The organism is Chitinophaga vietnamensis, assembly GCF_902167635.1.
Taxonomy (GTDB): Bacteria; Bacteroidota; Bacteroidia; order Chitinophagales; family Chitinophagaceae; genus Chitinophaga; species Chitinophaga vietnamensis.
The window spans coordinates 131,589-157,454 of the sequence record NZ_CABHMS010000005.1; the positions used below are offsets into that span (position 1 = coordinate 131,589).

At 49.6% G+C, this 25,866-nt stretch carries 26 protein-coding genes; 15 read left to right on the forward strand and 11 right to left on the reverse strand.

Annotated elements, in window-relative coordinates; all coding sequences use genetic code 11:
* Positions 1-6: 6 nt before the first annotated feature.
* The 3 genes from FPG75_RS14680 to FPG75_RS14690 are packed head-to-tail and all read right to left on the reverse strand — an operon-like array spanning position 7 to position 3,415.
* Positions 7-951: a UDP-glucuronic acid decarboxylase family protein gene (locus FPG75_RS14680; RefSeq protein ID WP_143307621.1), complete on the reverse strand. Its 945-nt coding sequence runs from the start codon at positions 949-951 to the stop codon at positions 7-9.
* A gap of 11 nt (positions 952-962) precedes the next feature.
* Positions 963-2,276: a UDP-glucose dehydrogenase family protein gene (locus FPG75_RS14685; protein WP_143307622.1), complete on the reverse strand. Its 1,314-nt coding sequence runs from the start codon at positions 2,274-2,276 to the stop codon at positions 963-965.
* Entirely contained in the window at positions 2,273-3,415 is a 1,143-nt protein-coding gene (locus tag FPG75_RS14690; protein ID WP_143307623.1) for a DegT/DnrJ/EryC1/StrS family aminotransferase, read from the reverse strand. Before FPG75_RS14690 ends, FPG75_RS14685 begins: the two co-directional genes overlap by 4 nt.
* A gap of 110 nt (positions 3,416-3,525) precedes the next feature.
* Between FPG75_RS14690 and FPG75_RS14695 the strand changes: the two genes are divergently transcribed.
* A complete protein-coding gene (locus FPG75_RS14695) occupies positions 3,526-4,785 on the forward strand; it encodes a 3-deoxy-D-manno-octulosonic acid transferase (protein WP_236652798.1) in 1,260 nt (419 codons plus the stop codon).
* Here FPG75_RS14695 and FPG75_RS14700 read toward each other — a convergent pair.
* Entirely contained in the window at positions 4,755-5,564 is an 810-nt protein-coding gene (locus tag FPG75_RS14700) for a hypothetical protein (protein ID WP_143307624.1), read from the reverse strand. The two genes, FPG75_RS14695 and FPG75_RS14700, sit on opposite strands and share 31 nt — an antisense overlap.
* A gap of 89 nt (positions 5,565-5,653) precedes the next feature.
* On the opposite strand from FPG75_RS14700, the gene FPG75_RS14705 reads away from it, so the two are divergent.
* Complete coding sequence (locus FPG75_RS14705; protein ID WP_143307625.1) at positions 5,654-6,220, forward strand: thymidine kinase; 567 nt, start codon at positions 5,654-5,656, stop codon at positions 6,218-6,220.
* A 94-nt stretch (positions 6,221-6,314) separates the two neighbouring features.
* Here FPG75_RS14705 and FPG75_RS14710 read toward each other — a convergent pair whose 3' ends face one another.
* On the reverse strand, positions 6,315-6,794 hold the full coding sequence (locus tag FPG75_RS14710; RefSeq protein WP_143307626.1) for a GtrA family protein: 480 nt from the start codon (positions 6,792-6,794) through the stop codon (positions 6,315-6,317).
* Positions 6,795-6,869: 75 nt separating this feature from the next.
* A complete protein-coding gene (gene accC, locus FPG75_RS14715; protein WP_143307627.1) occupies positions 6,870-8,360 on the reverse strand; it encodes an acetyl-CoA carboxylase biotin carboxylase subunit in 1,491 nt (496 codons plus the stop codon).
* 92 nt (positions 8,361-8,452) lie between these two features.
* On the opposite strand from accC, the gene FPG75_RS14720 reads away from it, so the two are divergent.
* From FPG75_RS14720 to FPG75_RS14735, 4 genes are all read left to right on the forward strand, one after another.
* Positions 8,453-9,121: a heme exporter protein CcmB gene (locus FPG75_RS14720; protein ID WP_143307628.1), complete on the forward strand. Its 669-nt coding sequence runs from the start codon at positions 8,453-8,455 to the stop codon at positions 9,119-9,121.
* Between the two features lie 147 nt (positions 9,122-9,268).
* Complete coding sequence (gene ccsA / locus FPG75_RS14725; RefSeq protein WP_143307629.1) at positions 9,269-9,931, forward strand: cytochrome c biogenesis protein CcsA; 663 nt, start codon at positions 9,269-9,271, stop codon at positions 9,929-9,931.
* Positions 9,928-10,164 carry a CcmD family protein gene (locus tag FPG75_RS14730; RefSeq protein ID WP_143307630.1) on the forward strand — a complete coding sequence of 79 codons (237 nt, stop codon included), beginning with the start codon at positions 9,928-9,930 and terminating at the stop codon, positions 10,162-10,164. Before ccsA ends, FPG75_RS14730 begins: the two co-directional genes overlap by 4 nt.
* A 38-nt stretch (positions 10,165-10,202) precedes the next feature.
* Positions 10,203-11,621 (forward strand): Glu/Leu/Phe/Val family dehydrogenase, encoded by a 1,419-nt coding sequence (locus FPG75_RS14735; protein ID WP_143307631.1) that lies wholly within the window; start codon positions 10,203-10,205, stop codon positions 11,619-11,621.
* A gap of 62 nt (positions 11,622-11,683) precedes the next feature.
* On the opposite strand, the gene FPG75_RS14740 is transcribed toward FPG75_RS14735, so the two are convergent.
* A complete protein-coding gene (locus FPG75_RS14740; protein ID WP_143307632.1) occupies positions 11,684-12,121 on the reverse strand; it encodes a type I restriction enzyme HsdR N-terminal domain-containing protein in 438 nt (145 codons plus the stop codon).
* Positions 12,122-12,218: 97 nt separating this feature from the next.
* Between FPG75_RS14740 and FPG75_RS14745 the strand changes: the two genes are divergently transcribed.
* The 4 genes from FPG75_RS14745 to FPG75_RS14760 all read left to right on the forward strand — a co-directional run bounded on the left by FPG75_RS14745 (position 12,219) and on the right by FPG75_RS14760 (position 16,660).
* A complete protein-coding gene (locus FPG75_RS14745; RefSeq protein ID WP_143307633.1) occupies positions 12,219-12,989 on the forward strand; it encodes an AMP nucleosidase in 771 nt (256 codons plus the stop codon).
* A 23-nt stretch (positions 12,990-13,012) separates the two neighbouring features.
* Entirely contained in the window at positions 13,013-14,761 is a 1,749-nt protein-coding gene (locus FPG75_RS14750) for an ABC transporter ATP-binding protein (RefSeq protein ID WP_143307634.1), read from the forward strand.
* 98 nt (positions 14,762-14,859) lie between these two features.
* Positions 14,860-15,909 carry a tRNA preQ1(34) S-adenosylmethionine ribosyltransferase-isomerase QueA gene (gene queA, locus FPG75_RS14755; RefSeq protein WP_143307635.1) on the forward strand — a complete coding sequence of 350 codons (1,050 nt, stop codon included), beginning with the start codon at positions 14,860-14,862 and terminating at the stop codon, positions 15,907-15,909.
* Positions 15,910-15,988: 79 nt separating this feature from the next.
* On the forward strand, positions 15,989-16,660 hold the full coding sequence (locus FPG75_RS14760) for a 2-C-methyl-D-erythritol 4-phosphate cytidylyltransferase (RefSeq protein WP_143307636.1): 672 nt from the start codon (positions 15,989-15,991) through the stop codon (positions 16,658-16,660).
* A 153-nt stretch (positions 16,661-16,813) separates the two neighbouring features.
* Here the strand turns inward: FPG75_RS14760 and FPG75_RS14765 are convergent, their stop codons facing one another.
* Positions 16,814-17,800: a Gfo/Idh/MocA family protein gene (locus tag FPG75_RS14765; protein ID WP_143307637.1), complete on the reverse strand. Its 987-nt coding sequence runs from the start codon at positions 17,798-17,800 to the stop codon at positions 16,814-16,816.
* 142 nt (positions 17,801-17,942) lie between these two features.
* Positions 17,943-18,653, reverse strand: a complete 711-nt coding sequence (gene radC, locus FPG75_RS14770; protein WP_143307638.1) for a RadC family protein — start codon at positions 18,651-18,653, stop codon at positions 17,943-17,945.
* Positions 18,654-18,864: 211 nt separating this feature from the next.
* Between radC and FPG75_RS14775 the strand changes: the two genes are divergently transcribed.
* From FPG75_RS14775 to FPG75_RS14790, 4 genes are all read left to right on the forward strand, one after another.
* Complete coding sequence (locus FPG75_RS14775) at positions 18,865-19,815, forward strand: ribose-phosphate pyrophosphokinase (RefSeq protein WP_143307639.1); 951 nt, start codon at positions 18,865-18,867, stop codon at positions 19,813-19,815.
* A 41-nt stretch (positions 19,816-19,856) separates the two neighbouring features.
* Positions 19,857-20,447 (forward strand): 50S ribosomal protein L25, encoded by a 591-nt coding sequence (locus tag FPG75_RS14780; RefSeq protein ID WP_143307640.1) that lies wholly within the window; start codon positions 19,857-19,859, stop codon positions 20,445-20,447.
* A 62-nt stretch (positions 20,448-20,509) separates the two neighbouring features.
* Positions 20,510-21,091 carry an aminoacyl-tRNA hydrolase gene (gene pth / locus FPG75_RS14785; RefSeq protein ID WP_143307641.1) on the forward strand — a complete coding sequence of 194 codons (582 nt, stop codon included), beginning with the start codon at positions 20,510-20,512 and terminating at the stop codon, positions 21,089-21,091.
* A 53-nt stretch (positions 21,092-21,144) separates the two neighbouring features.
* Positions 21,145-21,756, forward strand: a complete 612-nt coding sequence (locus FPG75_RS14790; protein WP_143307642.1) for a fumarylacetoacetate hydrolase family protein — start codon at positions 21,145-21,147, stop codon at positions 21,754-21,756.
* A 90-nt stretch (positions 21,757-21,846) separates the two neighbouring features.
* On the opposite strand, the gene FPG75_RS14795 is transcribed toward FPG75_RS14790, so the two are convergent.
* Positions 21,847-22,287, reverse strand: coding sequence for a MarR family winged helix-turn-helix transcriptional regulator (locus FPG75_RS14795; protein WP_161596814.1), 441 nt, complete (start codon positions 22,285-22,287; stop codon positions 21,847-21,849).
* Between the two features lie 81 nt (positions 22,288-22,368).
* Here FPG75_RS14795 and FPG75_RS14800 point away from each other — a divergent pair, with 81 nt between their 5' ends.
* Positions 22,369-24,498 carry an alpha-ketoacid dehydrogenase subunit alpha/beta gene (locus FPG75_RS14800; protein WP_236652799.1) on the forward strand — a complete coding sequence of 710 codons (2,130 nt, stop codon included), beginning with the start codon at positions 22,369-22,371 and terminating at the stop codon, positions 24,496-24,498.
* A gap of 42 nt (positions 24,499-24,540) precedes the next feature.
* On the opposite strand, the gene FPG75_RS14805 is transcribed toward FPG75_RS14800, so the two are convergent.
* Complete coding sequence (locus FPG75_RS14805) at positions 24,541-25,851, reverse strand: DUF4302 domain-containing protein (protein WP_143307644.1); 1,311 nt, start codon at positions 25,849-25,851, stop codon at positions 24,541-24,543.
* Between the last annotated feature and the right edge of the window lie 15 nt (positions 25,852-25,866).

Here is a 25,866-nt window from a genome sequence, read left to right on the forward strand (position 1 = left end):
CCTAAGTTATTTTAGTAAGGCTTGTTTAAAATATTCGTAAGTGATTTTCAGTCCGTCCTTTCTGTTCACTTTCGGCTCCCAACCCAGCAGGGTGCGGGCTTTGGTGATATCGGGCTGCCGCTGTTTCGGATCGTCTTTCGGCAATGGATGATAAACGATCTGCTGCTTGCTGCCTGTTAATGCGATGATCTCTTCTGCAAACTGGTTCAGCGTGATCTCTTCCGGGTTGCCCACGTTCACCGGCAGGTGATAGTCGGACAACAACAATCTGTATATACCTTCGATCAGATCATCTACATAACAGAAAGATCGGGTTTGGCTGCCATCCCCGAAAACAGTGAGGTCCTGGCCACTCAGTGCCTGGCTCATGAATGCGGGCAATGCACGGCCGTCGTTCAGGCGCATCCTCGGCCCGTAAGTATTGAAGATACGCACAATGCGGGTATCTACGCCATGAAAATTATGATACGCCATGGTAATAGATTCGAGGAATCGTTTGGCTTCATCATATACCCCGCGCGGCCCTACAGGATTCACATTGCCCCAGTATTCTTCGGGCTGTGGATGCACGGTAGGGTCACCATATACTTCAGAAGTGGAGGCTACGAGTATGCGCGCTTTTTTATCCTTGGCCAGGCCCAGCAGGTTGTGCGTGCCCAGCGAACCCACTTTCAGGGTTTGTATGGGCATCTTCAGGTAATCGATCGGGCTCGCAGGAGAAGCGAAATGCAGGATGTAATCCAGCTTCCCCGGGATGTGCACGAACTTCGTGATATCGTGATGATAATATTCAAAATCCGGCGAGGGAAACAGGTGCTCGATATTTTTGATATTGCCCGTCAGGAGATTGTCCATGGCAATAACATGATATCCTTCTTTTATGAAGCGGTCGCACAGGTGCGACCCGAGAAAGCCGGCGGCGCCGGCTATCAATATTCTTTTTTTCTCCATATTGCAGCAGGTTAAGATAAAACAGGAGTACGGCCCACACTCTCGTAATGATATCCCAGTTCCTTCATACGGCTCACTTCAAACAGATTCCTGCCATCGAAGATCGCATTGTTCTTCAGTGCGGCAGAGATCTTGTTGAAATCAGGTGTTCTGAATACGCTCCATTCCGTTGCAATGATCAAGGCATCTGCGTTTTCCAGGCAGGTATATTGATGATCCGCATAAGTGATCTTGTTGCCCAGTAAATGTTTCACATTGTTCATTGCTTCGGGATCAAATACAGATACGGTAGCACCTTCGGCCAGCAAGGCATCAATGATGTCCAGTGCCGGTGCTTCCCTGATATCATCGGTATTGGGTTTAAAGGCCAGGCCCCACAGTGCAAAGTGTTTGCCTTTGAGGTCGCCCTTGAAATAGGCTTTTATTTTCGGCAGCAGGAACAACTTCTGCTGCGCGTTTACGTCCATTACGGCATTCAATATCTTGAAATCGTATTCCGCTTCTTCGGATGACCTTACCAGCGCCTGCACATCTTTGGGAAAACAGCTGCCGCCATAACCGATGCCGGGAAAAAGGAAACGCTTGCCAATACGGTCGTCGCTGCCGATACCCCTGCGTACCATATCCACATCAGCACCGAGTTTTTCGCACAATATCGCGATCTCGTTCATGAAAGATATTTTGGTGGCGAGAAAAGAATTGGCAGCGTACTTGGTAAGCTCGGCAGATTTTTCATCCATATAGATGACAGGATTGCCTTGTCTTACATAAGGTGCATACAGCTCACCCATCACCTTGCGGGCCCTTTCGGAATTGGTGCCGATCACCACCCGGTCAGGCTTCATGAAATCATCCACCGCAACGCCTTCCCGGAGGAACTCCGGGTTGGACACTACATCAAATTCTCCTTTGTAGTGGCGGGCGATGGCCGCTGCTACTTTTTCGGCAGTACCTACCGGCACCGTACTTTTATCAACAATCACTTTATAGCCGGTGAGGAGTTGCCCCATCTGTTCGGCTACTCCCAGCACAAAAGACAGATCCGCTGCGCCATCCGCCCCCGGAGGCGTAGGCAGCGCCAGGAAGATGACTTCCGCATCGCGGATACCATCTGCCAAACTGGTGGTGAAAAACAAGCGGTCTTCTTTCAGGTTCCTTTCAAACAGTTTCTCCAGCCCGGGTTCATAGATCGTGATCTGCCCGGCGGATAGCTTCTTTACTTTGTTGGCATCGATGTCTACACAGGTTACTTCATTACCTGTTTCGGCAAAACAAGTACCGGTTACGAGGCCTACGTAACCAGTGCCTACTACTGTAATCTTCATGAGGAGGGGTGTTGATTTAGAAATGATTTAACTGATTCAATAATGTGATCAAGTTGATCAGCATCCATTTCAGTGTGTATCGGCAAGGAAATCACCTTGGGGGTGAGACTATCGGTTACAGGTAAATTAAATGCCATGCCGCCAAAGGCTTCGAACATTTTCTGGCGATGTGCCGGCACAGGATAGTAGATCATGGATGGCACCTGTTTTTCGGCCAGGAACTTTTGCAGTTCATTCCTGTCGGCGCCATGCAGTTGCAATGTATATTGATGAAAAACGTGATAGCTGTTAGCGGCCCTGAATGGGGTAGTGATCTGCGGCATGCCCGCAAATGCAGCATCATAGGCATCTGCCACCTGGCGGCGTGCCGCAATATATTGATCCAGCAGGGGCAGTTTGATGTTGAGTATCGCCGCCTGCACGCTATCCAGGCGGGAGTTAACGCCTACTACATCGTGATAGTAGCGGGCAGACTGGCCGTGGTTGGCCACCATCCTGATCTTCGCTGCCAGCTCGTCGTCGTTGGTGAACAGCGCACCGCCATCACCATAGCAGCCAAGATTTTTGGAAGGGAAGAAAGAAGTACAGCCGATATGACCAATGGTACCAGCTTTCTTTTTAGTGCCGTCGGCAAAGGTGTAATCGCCGCCAATGGCCTGGGCATTATCTTCAATAACGTATAAATTATGTTTTTTTGCCAGCGCCATCAGGGGTTCCATATCCGCCACATGGCCATAGAGATGTACCGGCACGATCGCCTTGGTTTTTGGCGTGATCGCTTTTTCGATCTGGGCTACATCCAGGCAATAAGTTTTCGGGTCTACATCTACAAACACCGGCTTCAGGCGCAGCAAGGCGATCACTTCTGCGGTGGCGATAAAGGTGAAGGAAGGGGTGATCACTTCATCGCCAGGCTCCAGTCCGAGCGCCATCATGGCTATTTGCAGGGCATCGGTTCCGTTGGCGCAAGGTATCACGTGCTTGATATGCAGGTATTGCTGCAAAGACGCAGCGAATTGTTGTACCGCGCCGCCATTGATATAAGCGGAGCTTTCCAAAACTTCCTGGATGGCAGCGTCTACCTGAGGCTTAATCTTCGTGTACTGGCGTTTCAAATCGACCATCTGAATAGGAACCATATGCTATGTATATTTTTATTTTGTTTAAAGTGTGCAAATTTACAAAAATTGAGATTGGTAGCGGACTATCTTTGTACCGCCTTTAAAATTGAGTAAAAGTACGCAGACGAATGATAGCAACAGCCATTTATAATGCCGGTATTCGGTTATACAAGACGGGCGTTCAGCTGGCAGCCCTCGGCGGCAATGCCAAAGCGGCCCGATGGCTGAAAGGCCGCCATCACTGGCAAAAGCAACTACAGGAGTGGCAGCTGGCAGGGCAGCCGCTGGTATGGATGCATGCCGCCTCTCTTGGCGAATTTGAGCAGGGAAGGCCCGTGCTCGAAGCCATCCGCCAGCAATTTCCTGAGAATAAAATTTTGTTAACTTTTTTTTCGCCCTCAGGCTATGAGGTCCGGAAGAACTATCCCGGCGCGGATTATATCTGTTACCTTCCCCTGGATACGGCCGCCAATGCCCGCCGCTTCCTCGAGCTGGTACAGCCACAGCTGGCCATCTTCGTCAAATATGAATTCTGGTACCACTATCTCACGGAGCTGCATATACGAAAAGTGCCCACCTTGCTGATATCGGGTATCTTCAGGCCGGAGCAGCCTTTCTTCAAAAGCTATGGCGCCATGTTCCGCAGGCTGCTGCAACAATTCAATCATATCTTTGTGCAGAATGAAGCCTCCCTGCAATTGCTGCAAGGCCTGCACCTGCAACAGGTGAGCCTCGGCGGCGATACCCGCTTCGACCGGGTAAGCGCCCTCTTGCAAGACCAGCGCGCATTACCGCTGATCGAACAATTCCTCGCCGGCAAACGCCTGCTGGCCGCAGGCAGCACCTGGCCCTCCGATGAAAAGATGCTCGCCGCCTGGTGGAAAGAACAGCCCGACAAAGACCTGAAACTCATCCTCGCCCCGCACGAGATCGGCGAAAGCCATATCCAGTCTATATTACAGCTGTTCCCGGATGCATTGCGCTATTCACAGCTCACAGGCCATATCCCGGAAAGTAATGTGCTGATCATAGATAACATCGGCATGCTCACCGCCCTATACCGCTATGCTACGATCTGTTATGTAGGCGGAGGCCTCGACAAAGGCGGCATCCATAACATCCTCGAACCGGCTGTATATAGCAAGCCCGTGATCATGGGGCCTGTATTTGACAGGTATTTTGAAGCCGTAGAACTCGAAGCGGCCGGCGGCGCACTGGTGGTGCGTAACCACGAAGAGCTCCTTGCCCGCACAACATTACTGCTGCACAATACAGCCGCCTATAATCAGATCGCCGCCATAGCCGGTAACTATGTGCAATCCAACAGGGGCGCCACCGAGAAGGTGATCAGCTATATTCAGGAGAAACGTTTTCTCAACAGGGAATAGAAATGTTTTACCAGGTGGTGTTCATCCTGCCAGCCTTGTAATATCTTGATCTCGCGCTGGATCCAGTAATCAGCTTCCTGCATGGTATGACACTCATTGATCGTTTTGATAGAACGTTCGTAGAGGTCTTTGTCGCCACGGAAAAGTTCCTGGATAAACTGGTATTTATCATTGATGCCAATGGCCTGCCGGAGGTCTTTGATGGGAGCATCGCCCAGTTTCTGGGCTACTTCCACTTGCTGCTGCGTGCGCAGGCGGTCGTTGAGCGACTGCCCGTTGTTACCTACCAGTTCATTGAGTTCGCGTGTGATGGCTCCACTGTGGCCATTCTTCGGCGCTGCCGGTGTTTCCGCCACGTCAAAAAGTGTAGCGGGGGCAGGTGCAGGCACTTTTTCTTTTTCTTTTGGCGGAGGCGGTGGCGCCTGAACAGGCGCCGGTGCTGGCGCTTCCTGCACTGGTACCGCTATGGGCGCCGGCGCCGGAGGAGGCGGCGGCGGTGCTTTCGGTATATCCGTTTCCGTTAGTACGGGTTTATTTGATGGTAATGTTGTAGTTTGCGCTGCCGGCGCTGCCGGTTTAATTTCTTCCGCAGGCTGCCGCGCCGGCATGATCACAGCGATCTGGCTTTGCCTGACTGCCGCTTCCTGCTGGTGTTGCCGGCTACGGGCGTGTAATACCTCTGCCTGCAATAACTGTACGTAGTAAGATATGGTCTGCAGGTCCGCACCGGAATTTTTTAATTCCTGAAGTTTTTCAATTAATGCACTTATCTTTTCCATGCCTTAATTGTTAACGGTTTGTGAGAGAAATTATTTTATTTGCATAAAAGTAGAATATTTTAACCAATTAATAATCAAAATAGTATAATATGTTTATTGAACCTTCTCTTGCAGGAGGACGAAGAGGTTGGATAGAAGTGATATGCGGTTCTATGTTCTCCGGTAAAACGGAAGAACTGATCCGCCGCCTGAAACGCGCCCGCATCGCCAATCTCCGGGTGGAGATATTCAAACCCGCTGTGGACACGCGTTACGACGAACAGAGCATTGTATCGCACGATGAAAATAAAATTATCTCTACCCCCTTGGAAAACTCGCAGCAGATATTGTTGCTGGCACAGGAGGTAGATGTTGTGGGGATCGATGAAGCGCAGTTCTTTGATGGAGAGCTGCCCAATGTGTGCGACCAGCTGGCCTTGCGCGGCATCCGCGTAATCGTTGCCGGCCTTGACATGGACTATACCGGCAAACCTTTCGGCCAGATGCCTTTCCTGCTGGCAAAGGCGGATTATATCACCAAACTACACGCTATCTGCGTGAAATGCGGTCACATCGCCAATTATTCCTACCGTAAATCATCTACAAAAGATACCCTGCTACTCGGCGAAAAAGACCTCTACGAGCCGCGTTGCAGACATTGTTATTTTGAAATTTAGGGATGTGAGAATGTGAGAATTTACGGATTTACGGATTTACGAATTTACAAATCCCTAAATCCCTAAATTCGTAAATTCTCACATTCTTACATCCCTAAATATTTTTCACTTTGAACGTGAATTTTTTCTGTGCGAGATAGCTGAAGATCACTACCAGTGCGGTAGTACATATTTTACCGATAGTAGGGTAGAAGTGGAGATGATCCACAAACAGTTTCATGAAGATATAATTGAGCATGATGCAGATGGCTACCTGCACAAAATAACGGAACAGCTGCACGCGTCCTCTCAGGTTAGAGTCTGAAAACACCACATATTTGCTCAACAGGAAGCCTATAGGAAAAGTTACTGCCATCGACATGAACAACGCCGCGATATGCGCGCTGATGCTGAGGAATGGCAGATGCACCATCTGCTGATGCAACACAAAATTATAGCAAACGAAGTACAGGCATATATCCAGCAATGTATTGCCTCCGCCACAGGCCAGGTAGCGGAAGGTTTGCAGCGGCATGACTTTCCGGAATGGCTGGTAAAAGAAGTCGATGATATTGAGTATAAGTGTACGTACCATAAAAAATGTGTCGCAAAGGTAGACGATTTCCCGGTTTGAGAAAGCACTTTAACTTATCTTAACATACTTTACGGATTATCGTAACGTATTTCTTTTTTTCCAGGCGGATGTTTGTCCGGATGTCTGTAAAGCAGCTTGTTGTAAAGCTACCTGATCCTGCTGCCACAGTTGTGCAGCCAGGATGGCGGCCACTTTGCTCACCGTTTCATGGTGTTCCTGCAAGGATTGGGGCGTAAAATATTTACTGATGAAATTGGTATCGAACTGTCCTTTGATGAATGGTGGCTGCTGTAAGGCCCAGTGCCCGAAAGGCAGGGTGGTGCGGATGCCTTTCACCTGGTATTCTTCGATGGCGCGGATCAGGCGGTGGCGCGCCTCTTCGCGGTTGCTGCCCCAGGCGATCAGTTTCGCGATCATAGGATCGTAGAAGATAGGGATATCCATGCCTTGCTCATAGCCATCGTCTACCCTTACACCATAGCCCTGTGGCCGGATGTAGGTTTCCAGTTTGCCGGTGTCGGGCAGGAAGTTATTGGCCGGATCTTCCGCACAGATGCGGAGTTCGATCGCATGACCATTGATGGTAAGGCTTTCCTGTGTGAAAGATAATTTTTCGCCGCGGGCTATTTTGATCTGTTCCTTTACGAGGTCCAGCCCGGTGATCAGCTCTGTTACCGGGTGTTCCACCTGCAGGCGGGTATTCATTTCGAGGAAATAAAAATTCAGTTGTTCATCTACCAGGAACTCCACGGTGCCTGCGCCGTAATAGTTACAGGCTTTAGCCACGTCCACTGCGCATTTGCCCATGGCGGCGCGGATGGCGGGCGTGAGACAGGAAGAGGGCGCCTCTTCAATCAGCTTCTGGTGGCGGCGCTGGATAGAGCATTCCCTTTCGAAGAGGTATACATAATTGCCATGCTGATCGCCCAGCACCTGTATTTCAATATGACGTGGTGCGCCTACATATTTTTCGATGAATACGGCATCATCGCCAAATGCGCTCATGGCCTCACTTTTAGCCATGCGGATCTGTTCTTCCAGTTCTTCGGGAGCATTCACTACGCGCATGCCTTTACCGCCGCCGCCTGCGGAGGCCTTGATGAGAATGGGAAAACCGGTTTTCTTCACCACTTCCCGGGCCTCGTCCACGCTGCGTAGCGGGGTTTCGGTACCGGGTACCATGGGCACGCCGAATTTTTGTGCAGCCTGTTTGGCGGCCAGCTTGCTGCCCATCATCTCGATGGAGCTGGCGGAAGGGCCGATGAAAGTAATGCCGGCATCAGCCACCAGCTGGGCAAAGCGGGCGTTTTCACTCAGGAAGCCATAACCGGGATGGATACCATCCACCCCTTTCTCTTTAGCTACTGCAATGATCTTTTCTCCTAAAAGATAAGACTGGCTGGAAGGTGCTGGCCCTATGCATACTGCCTCGTCGGCATATTGAACGAAAGGCATGGTGCGGTCTGCCTCGGAATATACAGCTACTGTTTTAATACCCATTTCATGTGCCGAACGCATGATACGCAATGCTATTTCTCCGCGGTTGGCGACCAGTATCTTTTTCATCTGCGCAATATAAGGAATTAATAAATGCAGATGTGTTAGGTTGCCAACGGCATTCCGGCACATCTGCATTTATTAATTATCTTTGCCCTCCCATGAAAAGAAGATCTGCCATACATCAAACGCTCACGCTCGTTAAAAAAGATCTCTTGCTGGAATTTCGCCAGCAGTACGCTTTTTACGGCGTGTTGCTCTACATTGTGTCCACGGTGTTTGTGATCAACCTGATGATGGGGCGGCCGGATGATAAATTGTGGAACGCGCTTTTCTGGGTGATCCAGCTCTTCGTGTCGGTGAATGCGATCGCCAAGAGCTTTATGCAGGAGAGCCGTGGGCGACTGCTGTACTTCTATTCCCTGGTGCATCCCCGTTGTTTCATTGCCGCCAAGCTGATCTACAATGTGGTGCTGATGATCGTGATGAGCCTGATAGCACTGGGTTGCAGCCTCCTCTTCCTGGGTAATCCCCTGTATAATCCTTTGTATTTTATGAGCATTGTGTTGCTGGGAGGGGTGAGCTTGTCGCTGCTCTTTACCATGCTGGCGGCCATTGCGGCCCAGGCCAACCACAATGCCGCACTGATGGCGGTGATGGGTTTCCCGCTGATCATGCCCATCCTCATGTTGCTGGCTAATATCTCTTTGTCGGCATTCATTACCGTCTACCAGCCCGGCCTTCCCCGCATGTTCTTCCTGCTCGGCGGAATGGATATCCTTGTGATTGCGCTCTCCATGATCCTCTTCCCTTTCCTCTGGAAAGACTGACACTAGTGAAACATCAAAGAAAAGGCGTCGTTCTGTAAATGATATTTAAAGGGTTTTTGATGATTTTTGATAAACTTAAAATCGCTGAAAATCTTTGTGATTAGGGATAAAACGTGTAGGTTTGCCCCGGAATATAGCTGCTAAAAAATGGCCAGACATTGGTGGAAAGCATTGGCGATACTGCTTCTTATTTATGTAATTATCGCCGGGTTCACTATTAAGATACCGATAATAGGAACTAACGGACAATCATCCCGCGGATTGTTTTTTCACGTGCCGATGTGGATATGTATGTACACCATGTTCACCATCTCTGTTGTCAACTCCCTGCTTTTCCTGTCAAAATATGATCTGAAGAGAGATGTATATGCTGCCGCTGCGGCCCGTGTGGGCGCGCTGTTCGGCCTGATGGGCTTTGCTACCGGTTCACTCTGGGCCACCTATACCTGGGGCGGTACCCTCACCAGCGATCCGAAACAAATGTGCACAGCCATCGCCATCCTCATCTACCTGGCTTACCTGGTGCTGCGCATGTCTATCCAGGACCTCGACAAACGGGCACGCATATCCGCAGTTTTCAACGTCTTCGCCTTTGCATTGCTAATACCGCTCACCTATATCATTCCCCGAATGGTAGACTCTCTCCATCCGGGAAGCGCCTCTACACCGGGTTTCGCCTCCAAAGACACGGACGGTACCATGAAAATGGTGCTCTATCCCGCCTTCATCGGATGGACGCTGCTGAGCGTATGGATTTACACCCTCGTGGTGCGCTACAAAAAATTAGAGCTTAAAAATATTTTTAAATGATCAAAAAAGCATTTTCCTGCTGCCTTACCGTTTTGCTGCTGCTCGTCTCCGTGCTGGCAAACGCGCAACAGCAGGACACAGAAACAGGTCCTGTGAATGAGTTTTTCCGCAGCAACGGCAAAATTTATGTGATCGTAGGCGTGTTGGTGATCATCTTCCTCGGCATCGTATTATTCCTCATCAATCTCGACAGGAAGATCGGCAAACTGGAAGAACGTGAGAAAAATCAGTAGAAAATCTAATCATTATACCAAAACAACAATATAATACTATGTCGCAAGATCAGCATTATAGCTTCTTCCAGAGTGTGGAGAGAAGTTTTGACAAAGCCGCTGTATTCACCAAATGGGACAAAGGTATCCTTGAGCAGATCAAAGCCTGCAACGCAGTATACCAGATCAAATTCCCGGTAAGAATAGGAGATACTGTACAGGTAATCGAAGCTTACCGCGTACAACACTCTCATCACAAGCTGCCTTGTAAAGGTGGTATCCGTTTCAGCGATGAAGTAAACCAGGATGAAGTGATGGCACTGGCCTCTCTGATGACCTACAAATGCGCGATCGTGAACGTGCCTTTCGGCGGCGCTAAAGGCGGCCTGAAGATCAATCCCCGCAACTACACTCCGTTCCAGCTGGAAGCGATCACCCGCCGTTATACTGCTGAACTGGTAAAGAAAAACTTTATCGGCCCCGGTACCGACGTTCCTGCACCTGATTACGGCACCGGCGAAAGAGAAATGAGCTGGATCCTCGATACTTACATGAGCCTGCGCCCCGGTGAAATTGACGGATATGGTTGCGTAACCGGTAAACCTGTATCACAGGGCGGTGTACGCGGCCGTACAGAAGCTACCGGCCTCGGCGTATTCTACGGCCTGCGCGAACTGTGCAACATCAAGGAAGATATGGACCGCCTCGGCCTCACTACCGGCATCGAAGGCAAACGCGTGATCGTACAAGGTATGGGTAACGTGGGTTACCATGCCGCCAAATACTTCCATGAAGCAGGCGCCAAAGTGATCTGCCTCATCGAATGGGATGGCGCCATCTTCAACGAAAATGGCCTCAACCCTGATGCCGTGCTGAAACACAAAAAAGAAACCGGCTCCATCATCAATTTCCCTGGCTCCACCATGCTTAACAAGAACACAGATGGCCTGGAACTGGATTGCGAAATACTGATCCCTGCCGCGCTGGAGAACGTTATCGACAAACACAACGCGCCTAACATAAAGGCCAAGATCATCGGCGAAGCCGCTAACGGCCCGCTGACGCCTGAAGCCGACGAAATCCTCAACAAAAAAGGTGTGATCGTAGTGCCAGACATGTTCCTCAACGCCGGCGGTGTAACCGTTTCTTACTTCGAGTGGCTGAAGAACCTGAGCCACGTGCGTTATGGCCGTTTGGGTAAACGCTTCGACGAGAATATGAACATCCATATCCTCCAGACCATCGAAGACCTGACCGGTAAAAAAGTGTCTGACAAAGAAAGGAAATTCATCGCGCATGGCGCCGATGAAGTAGACCTGGTATACTCCGGTCTCGAAGAAACCATGCACGCCGCCCTCCACGAAGTACGCGATGTGATGCTCTCCAATCCGCAGATCCACGATATGCGTACCGCTGCTTATGTATGCGCTATCAATAAGGTAGGCGCTGCTTACGAGCAACTGGGTATCTTCCCTTGATTTTCGTATAGTTATAACTGTTATAGCCAAAGACCTCTGCCCGCCAGGCAGAGGTCTTTGTTTTATGCGAAACCCGGCAACTCCGTCAGGAAGCGCCATTGCATATCGTGCCAGGTACAGCAAAAAGTGTGTAGGCCATTTGTGATCACCAGGTAGCTGGCCGGGATCACCATATTATAGCGCACCACCTGTTCCAGCGTTTGCTGGCTCAGCGGCACATTCATCTCCTTACATTCCACCAACATCCAGGGCTGCATCTCGCGGTTATACACCACAATATCGAAGCGCTTCTTCATCTCTCCCAGCAAGATCTCCCTTTCTATCCCGATCAGGGAAGACGGATAAGCCAATACCCGCACGAGATATTGCAGGAAGTTCTGCCTTACCCACTCCTCCGGTGTAAGCGTCACGTATTTCTTCCGGAAACGATCGAAGATGAGCTCTTTATCGCCATTCTTAACAATTTTAAAATCTGGCGCAGGAAATTGAATGCTGATCAAGGCTTGAACGGATTTAGTACATGAACCACTGGTGCGAAGATAGCACTATGTTGTGGTGATTAGCGAACAAAACCTTATATTTGCGTGTCAAAAGGCTATGAAGACAAAAGAAGAAATTGTAGCTAATTGGCTGCCCCGCTACACAGGTGAAAAACTGGAGAACTTTGGCTCCCACATTCTCCTCACCAATTTCAGCAATTATGTAACGATGTTCGCCGAATGGAATGAAGTAGAGGTGGTTGGTGTTGGAAGACCAATGCAATGCGCTACCGCAGGCGATATCACCATCATCAACTTCGGAATGGGAAGCCCCGGCGCGGCTACCGTGATGGACTTGCTGTCCGCCATCTCGCCCAAAGCCGTATTATTCCTTGGCAAATGTGGAGGTCTCAAAAAGAAAAATGCTATCGGCGACCTGATCCTGCCTATCGCAGCGATCCGCGGTGAAGGTACCTCTAACGACTACTTCCCACCTGAAGTGCCCGCCCTTCCTGCATTTGCGCTGCAAAAAGCAATATCTACCACCATCCGCGATTCCGGCCATGATTACTGGACCGGCACCTGCTACACCACCAACCGCCGCGTGTGGGAACATGACGCCGAATTCAAACAATACCTTGAAAGAATACGCGCCATGGCCGTAGATATGGAAACAGCTACCATCTTTTCTGTTGGCTTCTTCAACAAAATACCTACCGGCGCGCTGTTGCTCGTATCCGACCAACCCATGATACCGGAAGGCGTGAAAACAGAAGAAAGCGATAAGAAAGTGACCAGCAAATTTGTTGAACGCCACCTGAAAATCGGTATCGACTCTTTGCAGAAGCTGATCGACAGTCACCAAACCGTGAAGCACCTGCGCTTCTAGGAATTATTGTGTATCTTCCACCCATGCTTACCATGCGGGTAGAGATACAGGACCTGGAAGTGAAGTTCCGGTCAGACAACCAAACAATTACTGCTGTTAACAAGATCTCCCTTTCCATTGGTAAAGGCGAGATCGTAGGCGTAGTGGGAGAATCCGGCTCGGGCAAGTCCGTGACCGCTCTCTCGCTGATGCGCCTCGTGCAGCATCCCGGTAATATTGCTGCGGGCAAAATATTATATAATGGCGCCGCTGGAGAGGCAATAGACCTCCTTCAGCTGCCTCTCCCTGAAATGCGCGCCTATCGTGGCAATGAGATTGCCATGATCTTCCAGGAGCCCATGACCTCCCTCAATCCTTTGCTCACCTGCGGTTTCCAGGTAACGGAAGCCATCCGCTTACATAAACACATCTCCCGCGAAGCCGCCGCTGCACAGGCTATCGCGCTCTTTCAGCAAGTGAAGCTGCCCGATCCTGCGCAGGTGATGGACCGTTATCCGCACGAGCTTTCCGGCGGACAGAAACAACGTGTGATGATTGCTATGGCCATTTCCTGCGGCCCTAAGCTGCTCATCGCCGACGAGCCCACCACCGCGCTGGATGTGACCGTGCAAAAGGCCATCCTGGCGCTGCTCCGCGAACTGCAACAGGAGCTGGATATGAGCGTGCTCTTCATCACCCACGACCTTGGCGTGGTAGCCGAGATCGCCTCCCGCGTGATCGTGATGTATAAAGGAGATATTGTGGAACAAGGCCCGGTGGAACAGGTGTTCCGGCAGCCACAGCACGCCTATACGAAAGGGCTGCTGGCCTGCAGGCCGCCGCTGGACAAGCGCCTGCGCCGCCTGCCTGTTACCCGCGACTTTATGGACACCGACTCACAGGGAAGGATATACGAAAAAAGCGGCGCTGTAAAGGAACTGGTCAATTCATTGGTGATCAGCGAATCCGCATTGGAAGAGCGTGCCCGCAAACTGGCTGCCAGTCCGCCTTTGCTGGAAGTGAACGGCCTCAGTACCTGGTTCCCGGTAAAGCGCAGCTTCACCGGAAAGGTGCTGCAATGGCGCAAAGCGGTAGATGAGGTGAGCTTTTCCGTCACCACCGGTGAAACACTGGGGCTGGTAGGAGAGTCGGGATGCGGGAAAACAACATTGGGCCGTTCATTATTGCGATTGATAGAACCAACCGGGGGTACAATTGTTTATAAAGGGCAGGATCTGCGCAGCCTCTCTCCGCAAGGCATGCGCCACCTGCGTAAAGATATGCAGCTCATCTTCCAGGACCCTTATGCATCGCTGGATCCGAGGCAGCCCATCGGCAAGGCCATCCTGGAGCCAATGCAGGTACATGGCCTCTATGGCAACGAACGAGCGCAGCGTGAGAAGGTAACAGAGCTGTTGTTGAAGGTAAACCTGCTGCCTGAGCATTTTCATCGTTACCCGCATGAGTTTTCCGGCGGGCAGCGACAGCGCATCGTTATTGCAAGAGCGCTGGCGGTAGCGCCTTCCTTCATCATCTGCGATGAATCGGTAGCTGCGCTGGATGTGAGCATACAGGCACAGGTGCTGAACCTGCTCATCAGCTTGCGTGAAGAGTTTGGTTTCACCTGTATATTCATCTCTCATGATCTCTCTGTAGTCCGCTTTATCAGCGACCGGATGATGGTGATGCAAAAAGGAAAGATCGTAGAAAGCGGCCCTGCTGATGCAGTGTATAACCATCCGCAAAATGAGTACACCCGGCAGCTGATTGCTGCCATACCTAAAGGCATTTAATGTGTAAAAAGCTGATATATAGTTATTTTAGATGATTTTTTGATGGACCAGATAAATTTAGTACTTTTGCGAGCTTAAAAATTTATTCATACCGTAATATGAAACTATCACAGTTCAAATTCGATCTCCCTTTAAATCTGATCGCCCAGCACCCTTCCAAGACAAGAGATGAGTCACGCCTGATGGTGGTAAATCGCACTACCGGAAAAATTGAACACAAAGTATTTAAAGACATCCTTGGTTATTTCAACGACAAGGACGTAATGATTGTGAACAATACCAAGGTATTTCCTGCGAGGTTGTATGGTCGTAAAGAAAAAACGGGAGCAAAAATCGAGGTGTTCCTGCTGCGTGAGCTGAACAAGCAAAACCGCCTGTGGGACGTAATCGTAGACCCTGCGCGTAAAATACGTGTAGGTAACAAATTGTATTTCGGCGATGATGAATCGCTGGTGGCAGAAGTGATCGATAACACCACTTCAAGAGGCCGTACCATCCGTTTCTTATTTGAGGGCAATGATGATGAGTTCAAGCAGGTACTGGATACCCTTGGTGAAACACCACTGCCCAAGTATATCAAACGTAAACCGGAAGAAGAAGATAAAGAGCGTTATCAGACCGTTTATGCAAAGTACGAAGGCGCTGTTGCTGCGCCCACAGCGGGTTTGCACTTCAGCCGTGAGCTGATCAAACGCCTGGAGATCAAAGGTGTGAAGTTTGCAGAAGTAACGCTGCACACGGGCTTAGGCACTTTCCGCCCGATCGAGGTAGAAGACCTGAGCAAACACAAAATGGATGCTGAGTACTTCCTCATCGATGAACATGCGGTGAAAGTGGTGAACAAAGCGAAAGAAGAAAACCGCAGGATCTGCGCCATCGGTACTACTTCCGTACGTGCCGTGGAATCTTCTGTAACTGCCCAGAACCACCTGAAAGCAGCCGAAGGATGGACCAATACCTTCATCCATCCTCCTTATGATTTCGCCATCCCTAATGCGCTGGTAACGAATTTCCACCTGCCTAAAACAAGCCTGCTGATCATGACCTGCGCCTTTGCCGGCTACGACCTGATCATGGAAGCTTACCAACAGGCCATCAAAGAGAAATATCGTTTCTTCAGCTATGGTGATGCCATGCTGATCATCTGATGACAACCACATTGATAAAAATCCTCTTGCCCCGCAAGAGGATTTTTTGTTTATATCTTGCAGTAGAATTTAATCACAGATGCAACCACGGAAGAAGATAGCCATTATCGTTGCAGGCGGCGCTGGTACCCGCATGCAGAGCGCTGTACCCAAACAGTTCCTCGACCTCTGCGGCAAACCGGTGCTCTATCACAGCATGGCCGCTTTTGCCAATGCCTTCCCCGATATGAAGATCGTGCTGGTATTGCCTGAAGCGCATTTCAGCATGGCCAATGAAGTGCTGCGCTCCTTTGAACAATTGCCCGATGTGACGATTGTAAAGGGCGGCGAAACCCGCTTCCATTCCGTAAAGAACGGTTTACAGGAAGTGAAGGACGATGCCGTAGTGTTTGTACATGATGGCGTAAGGCCCCTGGTATCATCTTCGTTGGTGCGTACCTGTTATGAGGAAACTATCGCGCATGGCAGCGCCATTCCCGTGATCGATATGAAAGACAGTATCCGCGAAGTGGACGGCGCCGCTAACAAAGCGTTGGACCGTGAACGTTATAAGATCATTCAAACCCCGCAAACCTTCCTCTCTGAATGGATACTGCCCGCCTTTGAACTACCTTATGATCCTTTGTTTACCGACGAAGCTACCGTAGTGGAGCGCCTGGGGCGCCCGGTGCACCTGGTGGCGGGAGAGGAGGCCAACATCAAGATCACCCGGCCGCTCGATCTTGTGATCGCTGCCGCATTGATGATGTGAACATTTTTTGATTTACGGATTTCTTGATTTACGGATTTATTTATTGGGAGTTCATGCAGGCAGACAAGAAGATAACTATAGCCAGGCATGAGTACAGATATTTCATGGGTAGAAATTTTCTTTGAAATGCCTGGCTATAGTTTTTACATGAATTTATTTGGCGGCCGGCGCTTCCGACAGGCCTTTATTGATCTTCTGTAATATCTGGTGGGCTACATCCAGCGCCTGCAGGCCGTCTATCGCGTTTACCACCACTGGTTTGTTATGAAGGATGGCATCACGGAAAAGTTCCAGTTCCATGCGGATGGCATTGGATTGCTTGATCTCCGGGTTGTCGATGGCGATGGTTTTTCTGCCGCTGTTGGTTTCGATATCGAGGGTGAACAGGCCTTCATCTGCTGGTGTTTTCAATTTGATGATTTCTGTTTTCTTATCGAGGAAATCGATACCGATGTAGGCATCTTTCTGGAAGAGGCGCATTTTACGCATTTTCTTCAGGGAGATGCGGCTGGAGGTGAGGTTGGCTACGCATCCGTTATGGAATTCGATGCGTACATTGGCGATATCGGGCGTGTCGCTCATCACGGCTACGCCACTGGCGGAGATGCGGCTCACGGAAGATTTTACGATACTGAGCACGATATCGATATCATGGATCATGAGATCGAGGATCACGCTTACATCGGTGCCGCGGGGATTAAATTCTGCCAGGCGGTGTACTTCGATGAACATCGGTTTGAGATCATATCCTTTCAGTGCGAGATACGCAGGATTGAAGCGTTCTACGTGGCCTACCTGGAATTTGATATTGGCTTCATCCACCAGTTTTACCAGTGTTTTAGCCTCTTCCATGGTGTTGGTCATGGGTTTCTCTACAAAGATATGTTTGCCATTACGGATAGCCAGTTCGCACAATTTGAAGTGCAGCGTGGTAGGGGCAACAATATCGATGGCATCTACCGCTTGTATCAGTTCTTCGGCTACGGTATAGCGTGGGATATTGTATTGCTCTGCTACGCTGGCCGCGTTGGCATTGCTGGGATCATAGAAGCCTACCACTTCCACGTCTTTCATGGTTACCAGCTGAGAGAGGTGAATTTTCCCGAGGTGTCCCACCCCGAAGATTCCTATTTTGAGCATATTGGAACTGAATAAATAAATGCGAAAGTAAATACATTTAGTCATTTAGTGATTTAGATATTTAGAGATTTTGTTTGATCAGGGAGTGTCACATCCTCAAATCCCAAAATCTCCAAATTCTCCAAATTCCAAAATTCCAAAATCACAACACGCCTTCTTCCACGAGGCTGTAGTATCCGGCCTGCGACACGATGATATGGTCCAGTACTTCGATATCGAAGAGGTGGCCCAGTTCTTTTATTTTGTGTGTGACGCGGATATCGGCCTGGCTGGGCCGCAGGCTGCCGGAAGGATGATTGTGGCAGAGCAGCAGCTTGGTGGCATGGGCTTCCAGGGCTTCCCGGAAAATGATCTTGGGATCCACTACGGTGCTGGACATGCCGCCATTGCTGACGCAGCGGTAGTGTAGCACACGGTTGGCGTGGTTGAGGAACATCACATAAAATGCTTCAAAATATTGATCGGCGAGGAGTGGCTTGAAAAAGAGGGCGGCATCGGAACCGCTGTGGATAACGGTTTTGCGGTGCATGGACCCTGCTTGCCTGCGCCGGGCCAGTTCCATGGCGGCTACAACAGTAACGGCTTTGGCGGCGCCCATGCCTTGCAGCTTTTGCAGTTGCTTTACATTTAGGCGGCTCAGTTCCGAAAGATTGTTGCTGGCCATGCGCAATATTTCGCGGGCCAGGTCTATGGCGGATTTCCGCTTATAGCCGTTGTTCAGTAAAATCGCCAGCAGTTCCGCATCGCTGAGGGCGGCGGGGCCATTATTCATTAACTTTTCTCTGGGTTTGTCATCGTCTGACCAATAGCGGATAGCTACGTGGGGCGTAGCAGGGTTAACATTCACAAACATACCATCCAACATTTTACCAAATATACGCTGGATCACGTGTTATTCGCTATTTTGCAGAAGAAAAAAATATACCCCTGCCGCGTTTTGAAAAATGTTGATATTGTGAATGTTATGATCATAATTTTTTGATTATAAGATTTTTAGGGGAAAAAATTCCTGCTGATGCACCAAAAATCATAGTTTTGCAACCTCTTTTCCACTAGTATCCAGTATGCAACCTTCAGTAAAAATCTTCACAGGAAACAGTAATCCTGCGTTGGCAGAGAAAATTGCCAGACGATATGGCAACGGGCTTGGTAAAGTAAAGATCCAGAAATTCAGTGATGGCGAGTTCCAGCCTGTTTTCCTGGAGAGTATCCGCGGCGACTATGTTTTTCTTGTTCAGGGCACCAACGCGCCTTCAGATAATCTGATGGAGCTGCTGTTGATGATCGATGCTGCCAAACGCGCTTCTGCGGGCTATATTACGGCGGTGATCCCTTATTTCGGCTTTGCGCGCCAGGACAGGAAGGATAAACCACGTGTAGCTATCGGCTCCAAACTGGTGGCCAACCTGCTTACTTCGGCAGGCGCCAACCGCGTGATTACCATGGACTTACATGCCCCGCAGATACAGGGCTTCTTTGACATCCCGGTGGATCACCTGGATAGTTCCGCGATTTTTATTCCTTATATAGAGAATTTAAAGCTGGAAAATCTTACCTTTGCGTCCCCTGACGTAGGTAGCACCAACAGGGTGCGTGAAGTAGCCTCCTATTTCAACGCCGAAATGGTGATCTGCGACAAGCACCGCAAGCGTGCCAATGAAATTGCTTCAATGGTGGTGATCGGTGATGTGAAAGACAGGGACATTGTGCTTATTGACGATATCTGCGACACGGCAGGCACACTCTCCAAAGCAGCTAACCTGCTGAAAGAAAAAGGCGCCAGAAGCGTACGCGCTTTTTGTACACACCCCGTTTTCAGCGGCAAGGCGTACGAAAACATCGAAAATTCTGTACTGGAAGAAATCGTGGTTTGCGATACCATTCCTATCAGACCGGAAAGCGGGAAGATCAAAGTGATCTCTGTTGCTGACCTCTTCGCCGTAGCCATCCGCAATATGCACGAGAATAAATCCATCACCAGCCTGTTCATTCACAGCCAGCGCAGGTCGGATTGATAACAACGTTTTTTTATCATCAATATAAATTGTTTAAACAAATGAAAACAATAACCATCGAAGGAGAACTCAGGAGCGAATTCGGCAAAAAAGCCACCCGCCAGATCCGTTCTGAGGAAAAAGTGCCTTGCGTTATTTACGGGGGTGCAGAAACTGTGAACTTCTCAGCGCCTGCAAAAGCTTTCAAAAACCTGGTATACACTGCTGCATTCCAGCTGGCAGAAATTAAACTGGGCAGCAAAACTTACAGATGCGTACTGAAAGACCTGCAATTCGACGTAGTGACCGATGAACTGGCACACGTTGACTTCCTGGAACTGGTAGAAGACAAACCAGTACTGGTAACCCTGCCGATCAAACTGGTAGGTCAGTCAGCAGGCGTGAAAGCCGGTGGTAAACTGGTAAGCAAACTGAAAGCGCTGAAAGTAAAAGCACTGCCTAAGAACCTGGTTGAGAACATCGAAGTAAATATCGATAACCTGGAACTGAACGCTAACATCCGCGTAGAAGATGTGAAAATCGAAGGTATCGAGATCACCAACTCTCCGCGTATTCCGATCGCTTCTGTGGTAATGACCCGTCAGCTGCGTCAGGAAGAAGCTACCGCTGAAAAAGATGCTAAAAAGAAATAATCTTTTAGAAATATTTTTCAAAAAAAGCCTTTCGCATTGCGGAAGGCTTTTTAATTTAAATTATGAAATATCTGATAGCCGGATTAGGCAATATAGGAGAGGAGTACCGCCATACCCGCCACAATATCGGGTTTGACGTGGCAGATGCTTTTGTAGCCAAACATGGCGCCACCTTCCATAACGACCGCCTGGCCGATGTGGCAGAATGCAAATGGAAAGGGAAAACATTTGTGGTGATCAAACCCACCACCTACATGAACCTGAGCGGCAAAGCCATCAAATACTGGCTGGACAAGGAAAAGATACCGATCGAAAATCTGTTGGTGATCGTAGACGAGCTGGCATTACCCCTGGATGTGATGCGCCTCCGCCCCGGCGGCAGCGATGCCGGGCATAACGGCTTGAAGAGCATTCAGGAATCGCTGGGCACCAACCAATATCCACGCCTGCGTTTCGGTATCGGCAACAACTATCCGAAAGGCCGCCAGGTGGAGTTTGTACTGGGTAAATGGAAAACGATAGAAGAGCCGGTAGTACAGGAGAAAATAGAGAAGTGTACAGAGATCATCGAGAGCTTTGCCTTCATCGGCCTGGCCCGTACGATGAACACCTATAACAACCTGACTTACCCGGCTCTAAAGTAAATTTGTATATTAGGGTGCTAACTGTTTAAATTTAGACGCTAAATAAACGCATTATGAAGATTATTTGCGTAGGTAGAAACTATGCCGAGCATGCCAAGGAATTAAAGAATGAAATACCAGCAGCGCCTGTAGTGTTCATGAAACCCAAGAACGCCTTGCTGCAAAATAACCATCCGTTCTATTACCCCGAGTTCACCACCAACCTGCACTACGAGTGCGAACTGGTGCTGCGGGTGAGCAAGAATGGCAAGCATGTACAGGAAAAATTTGCAGATAAATACTATGATCAGCTATCTGTAGGGATAGACTTCACCGCACGCGATCTTCAGGAACAACAGAAGGCAAAGGGTTTGCCATGGGAAATTGCTAAATCGTTTGATAACTCTGCTATCGTAGGGAAATTCCTGCCTATCACACCAGAGATGGACCTGGGCAATATCAACTTCAGTTTGTATAAGAACAAAACCCTGGTACAGGAAGGCAATACCAAAGACCTGCTCTTCAATTTCAATCATCTGGTATCTTATATCTCCCGTTTTTTTACGCTGAACATCGGCGATCTCATTTATACAGGAACCCCTGCCGGCGTAGGCCCCGCCGAGATTGGCGACAACTTTGAAGCATTTATTGAGAAGGAAAGCCTGCTGGAGTTCTCTGTGAGATGATTTACGAATTTTTTGATTTACGGATTTGGGGATTTGGGCTATTAAGCCCGATACTAAATCCGAAAATCTGTAAATCAAAAAATCCCTAAATTATTTACCTGGAACATTACTATAAATCGTATCAAGTATCCTGGTGAGTTCTGCGTAATCGGCTTCTGTGAGGCCTTTCCAGCCAATCTTGCGCATGTCGTGCACCAGGGGTTTCACATCTTTGTATTTTTCCGTACCCTCGGGTGTGAGCTGTAAATATACTTTACGGCGGTCGATACTATCGGCCTCTCTCTTCACCAATCCCTTCTTTACCAGCAATTCAATGATGCGGGAAATGGTGGTAATATCCTTGGAGGTATTACGCGCCAGCTCGTTGTGGGTTGTTTTCTTGTGCTTGTACAGATTTTCTATCAATAACCATTGATCTACGGTGATGTCTTTTTGTTGGGCATCGAACATCTTCTGCCAATAATTACGCAATTTTTTAAGGGTAGCATCCAGCTTAAAAAAAGATGGATTACTGACGAAAGTATCAGTCATATTCATTAATTTGCATTAGCAATAGTTGCTATTGCAACTATTTTGCTTTTTTACCACAGGCATCACCAAAACAGTCTTACCGTGTTTAAAGATAGTACAAGCGTTTCAACTTTAAAAGCGCCGGCCATCGAAGCGGCGAGGAATATGGGCGGACAGGAAGAATTGTTGACAGCCTACCGGCTGATGTGTGAAGCGGGGCACATGGCGGCCATCTATGAGGCCAACCGTGCCATCTGCAAATATGTGCACTCCACCTCAAGGGGCCATGAAGCCATACAGATCGCCACCGGCCTGCAATTGCAACCGTGGGACTTTGTAAGCCCCTACTATCGCGATGAAAGCATGCTGTTGGCCATGGGCTTCACACCTTATGAGCTCATGCTACAACTCCTCGCGAAAGCAGAGGATCCCTTCTCCGGTGGCAGATCCTACTACAGCCACCCTAACAGCCGCCAGCCAGACAAGCCCAGGATACCACATCAGAGCAGCGCCACCGGCATGCAGGTCATTCCTTCCACCGGTATGGCACAAGGCGTACAATACCTCGAACAGATACAGTCCGCATTGCTGCAAACCGGCCCTGATGGCGAATTGCCAGTGGTATTATGCTCCCTCGGCGATGGTAGCGTAACAGAAGGAGAAGTGAGCGAAGCGCTGCAATTTGCGGTATTGAAGCAATTACCAATCATCTACCTCGTACAGGATAACGACTGGGGCATCTCTGTAACGGCAGCGGAAGCCCGCGCCATGGATGCCTATGAATATGCCGCCGGCTTCAAAGGACTGGAACGCATGCGTGTAGACGGCAGCGATTATGAAGCCTGCCACGCCGCCATGGATGCGGCAATACGCTATGTGCGGCACGAACGTAAACCCATACTCGTGCAGGCCGCCGTGCCGCTGCTCGGGCATCACACCTCCGGCGTACGCAAAGAGTGGTATCGCTCCCCGGAAGATCTTGCGCAGCACGCCAAAAACGATCCGCTGCCTAAACTGCGGCAACTGCTGCTGAAGAAAGGTATCACCGAAACTGAACTGGAAGACATTGACCGCAAAGCGGCTGAATATATACAAACAGCTTTCGATAAAGCCGTAAACGCTCCAGAGCCTTCGCCGCAAACCGTGCAGGAGCACGTGTTTGCGCCGACGCCCGTTACCACTGAAAGCGGTATCCGCACACCTGCCACCGGCAACAAAGTAGTGATGGTAGATGCTGCCCTGCATGCGATCGAAGAGATCATGCAGCAATATCCTGAAGCTATCCTGTTCGGACAGGACGTAGGACGCCGGCTGGGCGGCGTTTTCCGCGAAGCCGCCACGCTTGGGGAAAAATTCGGCGACCACCGCGTATACAACACCGCCATACAAGAGGCCTATATCATCGGTTCCACAGCAGGATTATCTGCCACCGGCGTAAAACCCATCGTGGAAGTACAATTCGCGGATTACATCTACCCGGGATTTAATCAACTCGTTACCGAGATATCAAAATCATGCTATCTCTCCAACGGAAAATATCCGGTGCAAACGCTGATACGTGTGCCTATCGGGGCTTACGGCGGCGGCGGCCCCTATCACTCCGGCAGCGTGGAATCCACCCTGCTCAGTATCAAAGGGATCAAAATAGTGTATCCCTCCAATGTGGCAGACATGAAAGGCTTGCTGAAAGCGGCTTTCCTCGATCCTAACCCGGTAGTGATGCTCGAACACAAAGGCCTCTACTGGAGCAAAGTGCCTGGCACACAGGATGCCATGATGGTGGAACCAGCCGCAGATTACATACTGCCATTAGGAAAAGGAAATATTGTGCAGGCGGCGCATCCGCGAGATGTAGCCAATGGCCATTCCTGCTGCATCCTCACCTACGGTATGGGGGTGTATTGGGCCAAAGCCGCTGCCAGAGCATTTCCCGGCCATGTGGAGATCATAGACCTGCGCACCCTTTTCCCGCTGGATGAAGCACTCGTTTATGAAACGGTGAAGAAACACGGTAAATGCCTCGTGCTTACTGAAGAGCAACTGAACAACTCTTTCGCACAGGCTTTGGCAGGAAGGATACAACAACATTGCTTCAGATACTTGGACGCACCCGTGTTCACCCTCGGCGCCATGGATCTGCCAGCCGTACCGCTCAACATGGGGCTGGAAGCGGCGATGCTGCCAAACGCGGATAAAGTGGAAGCGGCGATAAAAGAATTGTTAGCTTACTAATAAAAAAGGTGCTGAATATTCAGCACCTTTTTTATGGAGTAGTTATCCGTTGACATAGGAGCCAAAGAATCCCGTCCAGTAGATCGTTGATTTCTCTACACAAATGATCTTGCCTAACAATATCCCGCCTTTCTGGTCGTAGTAATAGTCTACTTTGAAATGATTCTGCGAAAGCAGATCTGTAAAGGGTTTGACCATTGGCGCAATGATGGCTGCATTACCGCTTGGCTTAACTGCTGTAAAGGTATAAGTGCCATCTACCGTTTTGGTGAATTTGTATTGGAACTGGCCAAGATACAACTTGGTGCCCTGTGCAAAATACACGTTGAAGTTGAAAACATTTTGGTTGACCAATGCCTCACTTTCGATAGCGTACAACAACAGGCCGCTCTTCTGAAGATTATTATGCAGTTGTACCCACAGATTAAAGAAATCGGTAGACCATCCGGGAAGGTTTTCGTATAATGGTGTAACAGCCGATATCTCGTTCGGAAACTCCGCTCCCAGCAAGTAATGCAGCGGAATAACAGGAATCTTCCTGAGTACGATGTACACTTTTTCTCCGCCGATGAGCGCATATAAGGTGCCTTTGCTATCATCCCAATAGAGGGCGCGTACCTGCGTGCCTGCTACCGTAAGTGGCCTGCGCAGCGTGATGCCATCGGTGTTGTAGGCAAAATCGGTCATGGCCTTGTCCAGCGCGAGATTGGAGCCTACGGTGTAAAATCCGAAGATGCGGGATGCGTTGCTGGCAAGCACCAACGACGAATCATTTTTGGTGTAGCATGTTTTAAAGTCGCCGGGTTTCAGGAACGTGCCGATGGCGCTCACTGCGGCGCCAAGTTTACCGCTGGTATAGCTGGCTTTGGCGGTGGCGGAGGCTTTAAAAAGTGTGAGCTGATCGCCATAGCGGTTACCGAGTAACACCATGGTATCGCCCTGGCTGTAGCTGAAAGAGAAGGTGCTGTCGGGCGTACGTTTGCCATCGACGAGGATGCTACCCAAGCCGGAGCCCTCCCGGAAGGTGATGGAGGCGTTTATAGCCTGTGTTACATTTAATGCGTAGCTGCTTTTGGCAGGCGTGGCGCCACTTTCAGCGCTTGCATCGCTGTACATGGTCACTTCTTTTTTGTTACTGTCCAGTTGGAGATATACGTGGTACAGCTGCCCGTTGCCAGGTGCGAGGTAGCCATCCCAGCCATCAGCGGGTGTTTGCAGCGCTTTGCTGAAAGAATCGAGCGTACGTTGCGGATCGGTGAAAGATTTTTCTACCGCATAGCTTTCGTTCTTATCCTTGCGACAGGCGCTGGCAGCAAGGAGTAGCACGAGTGTATATAGTGTGAGTTGTTTCATGATATTTTCTTTTAC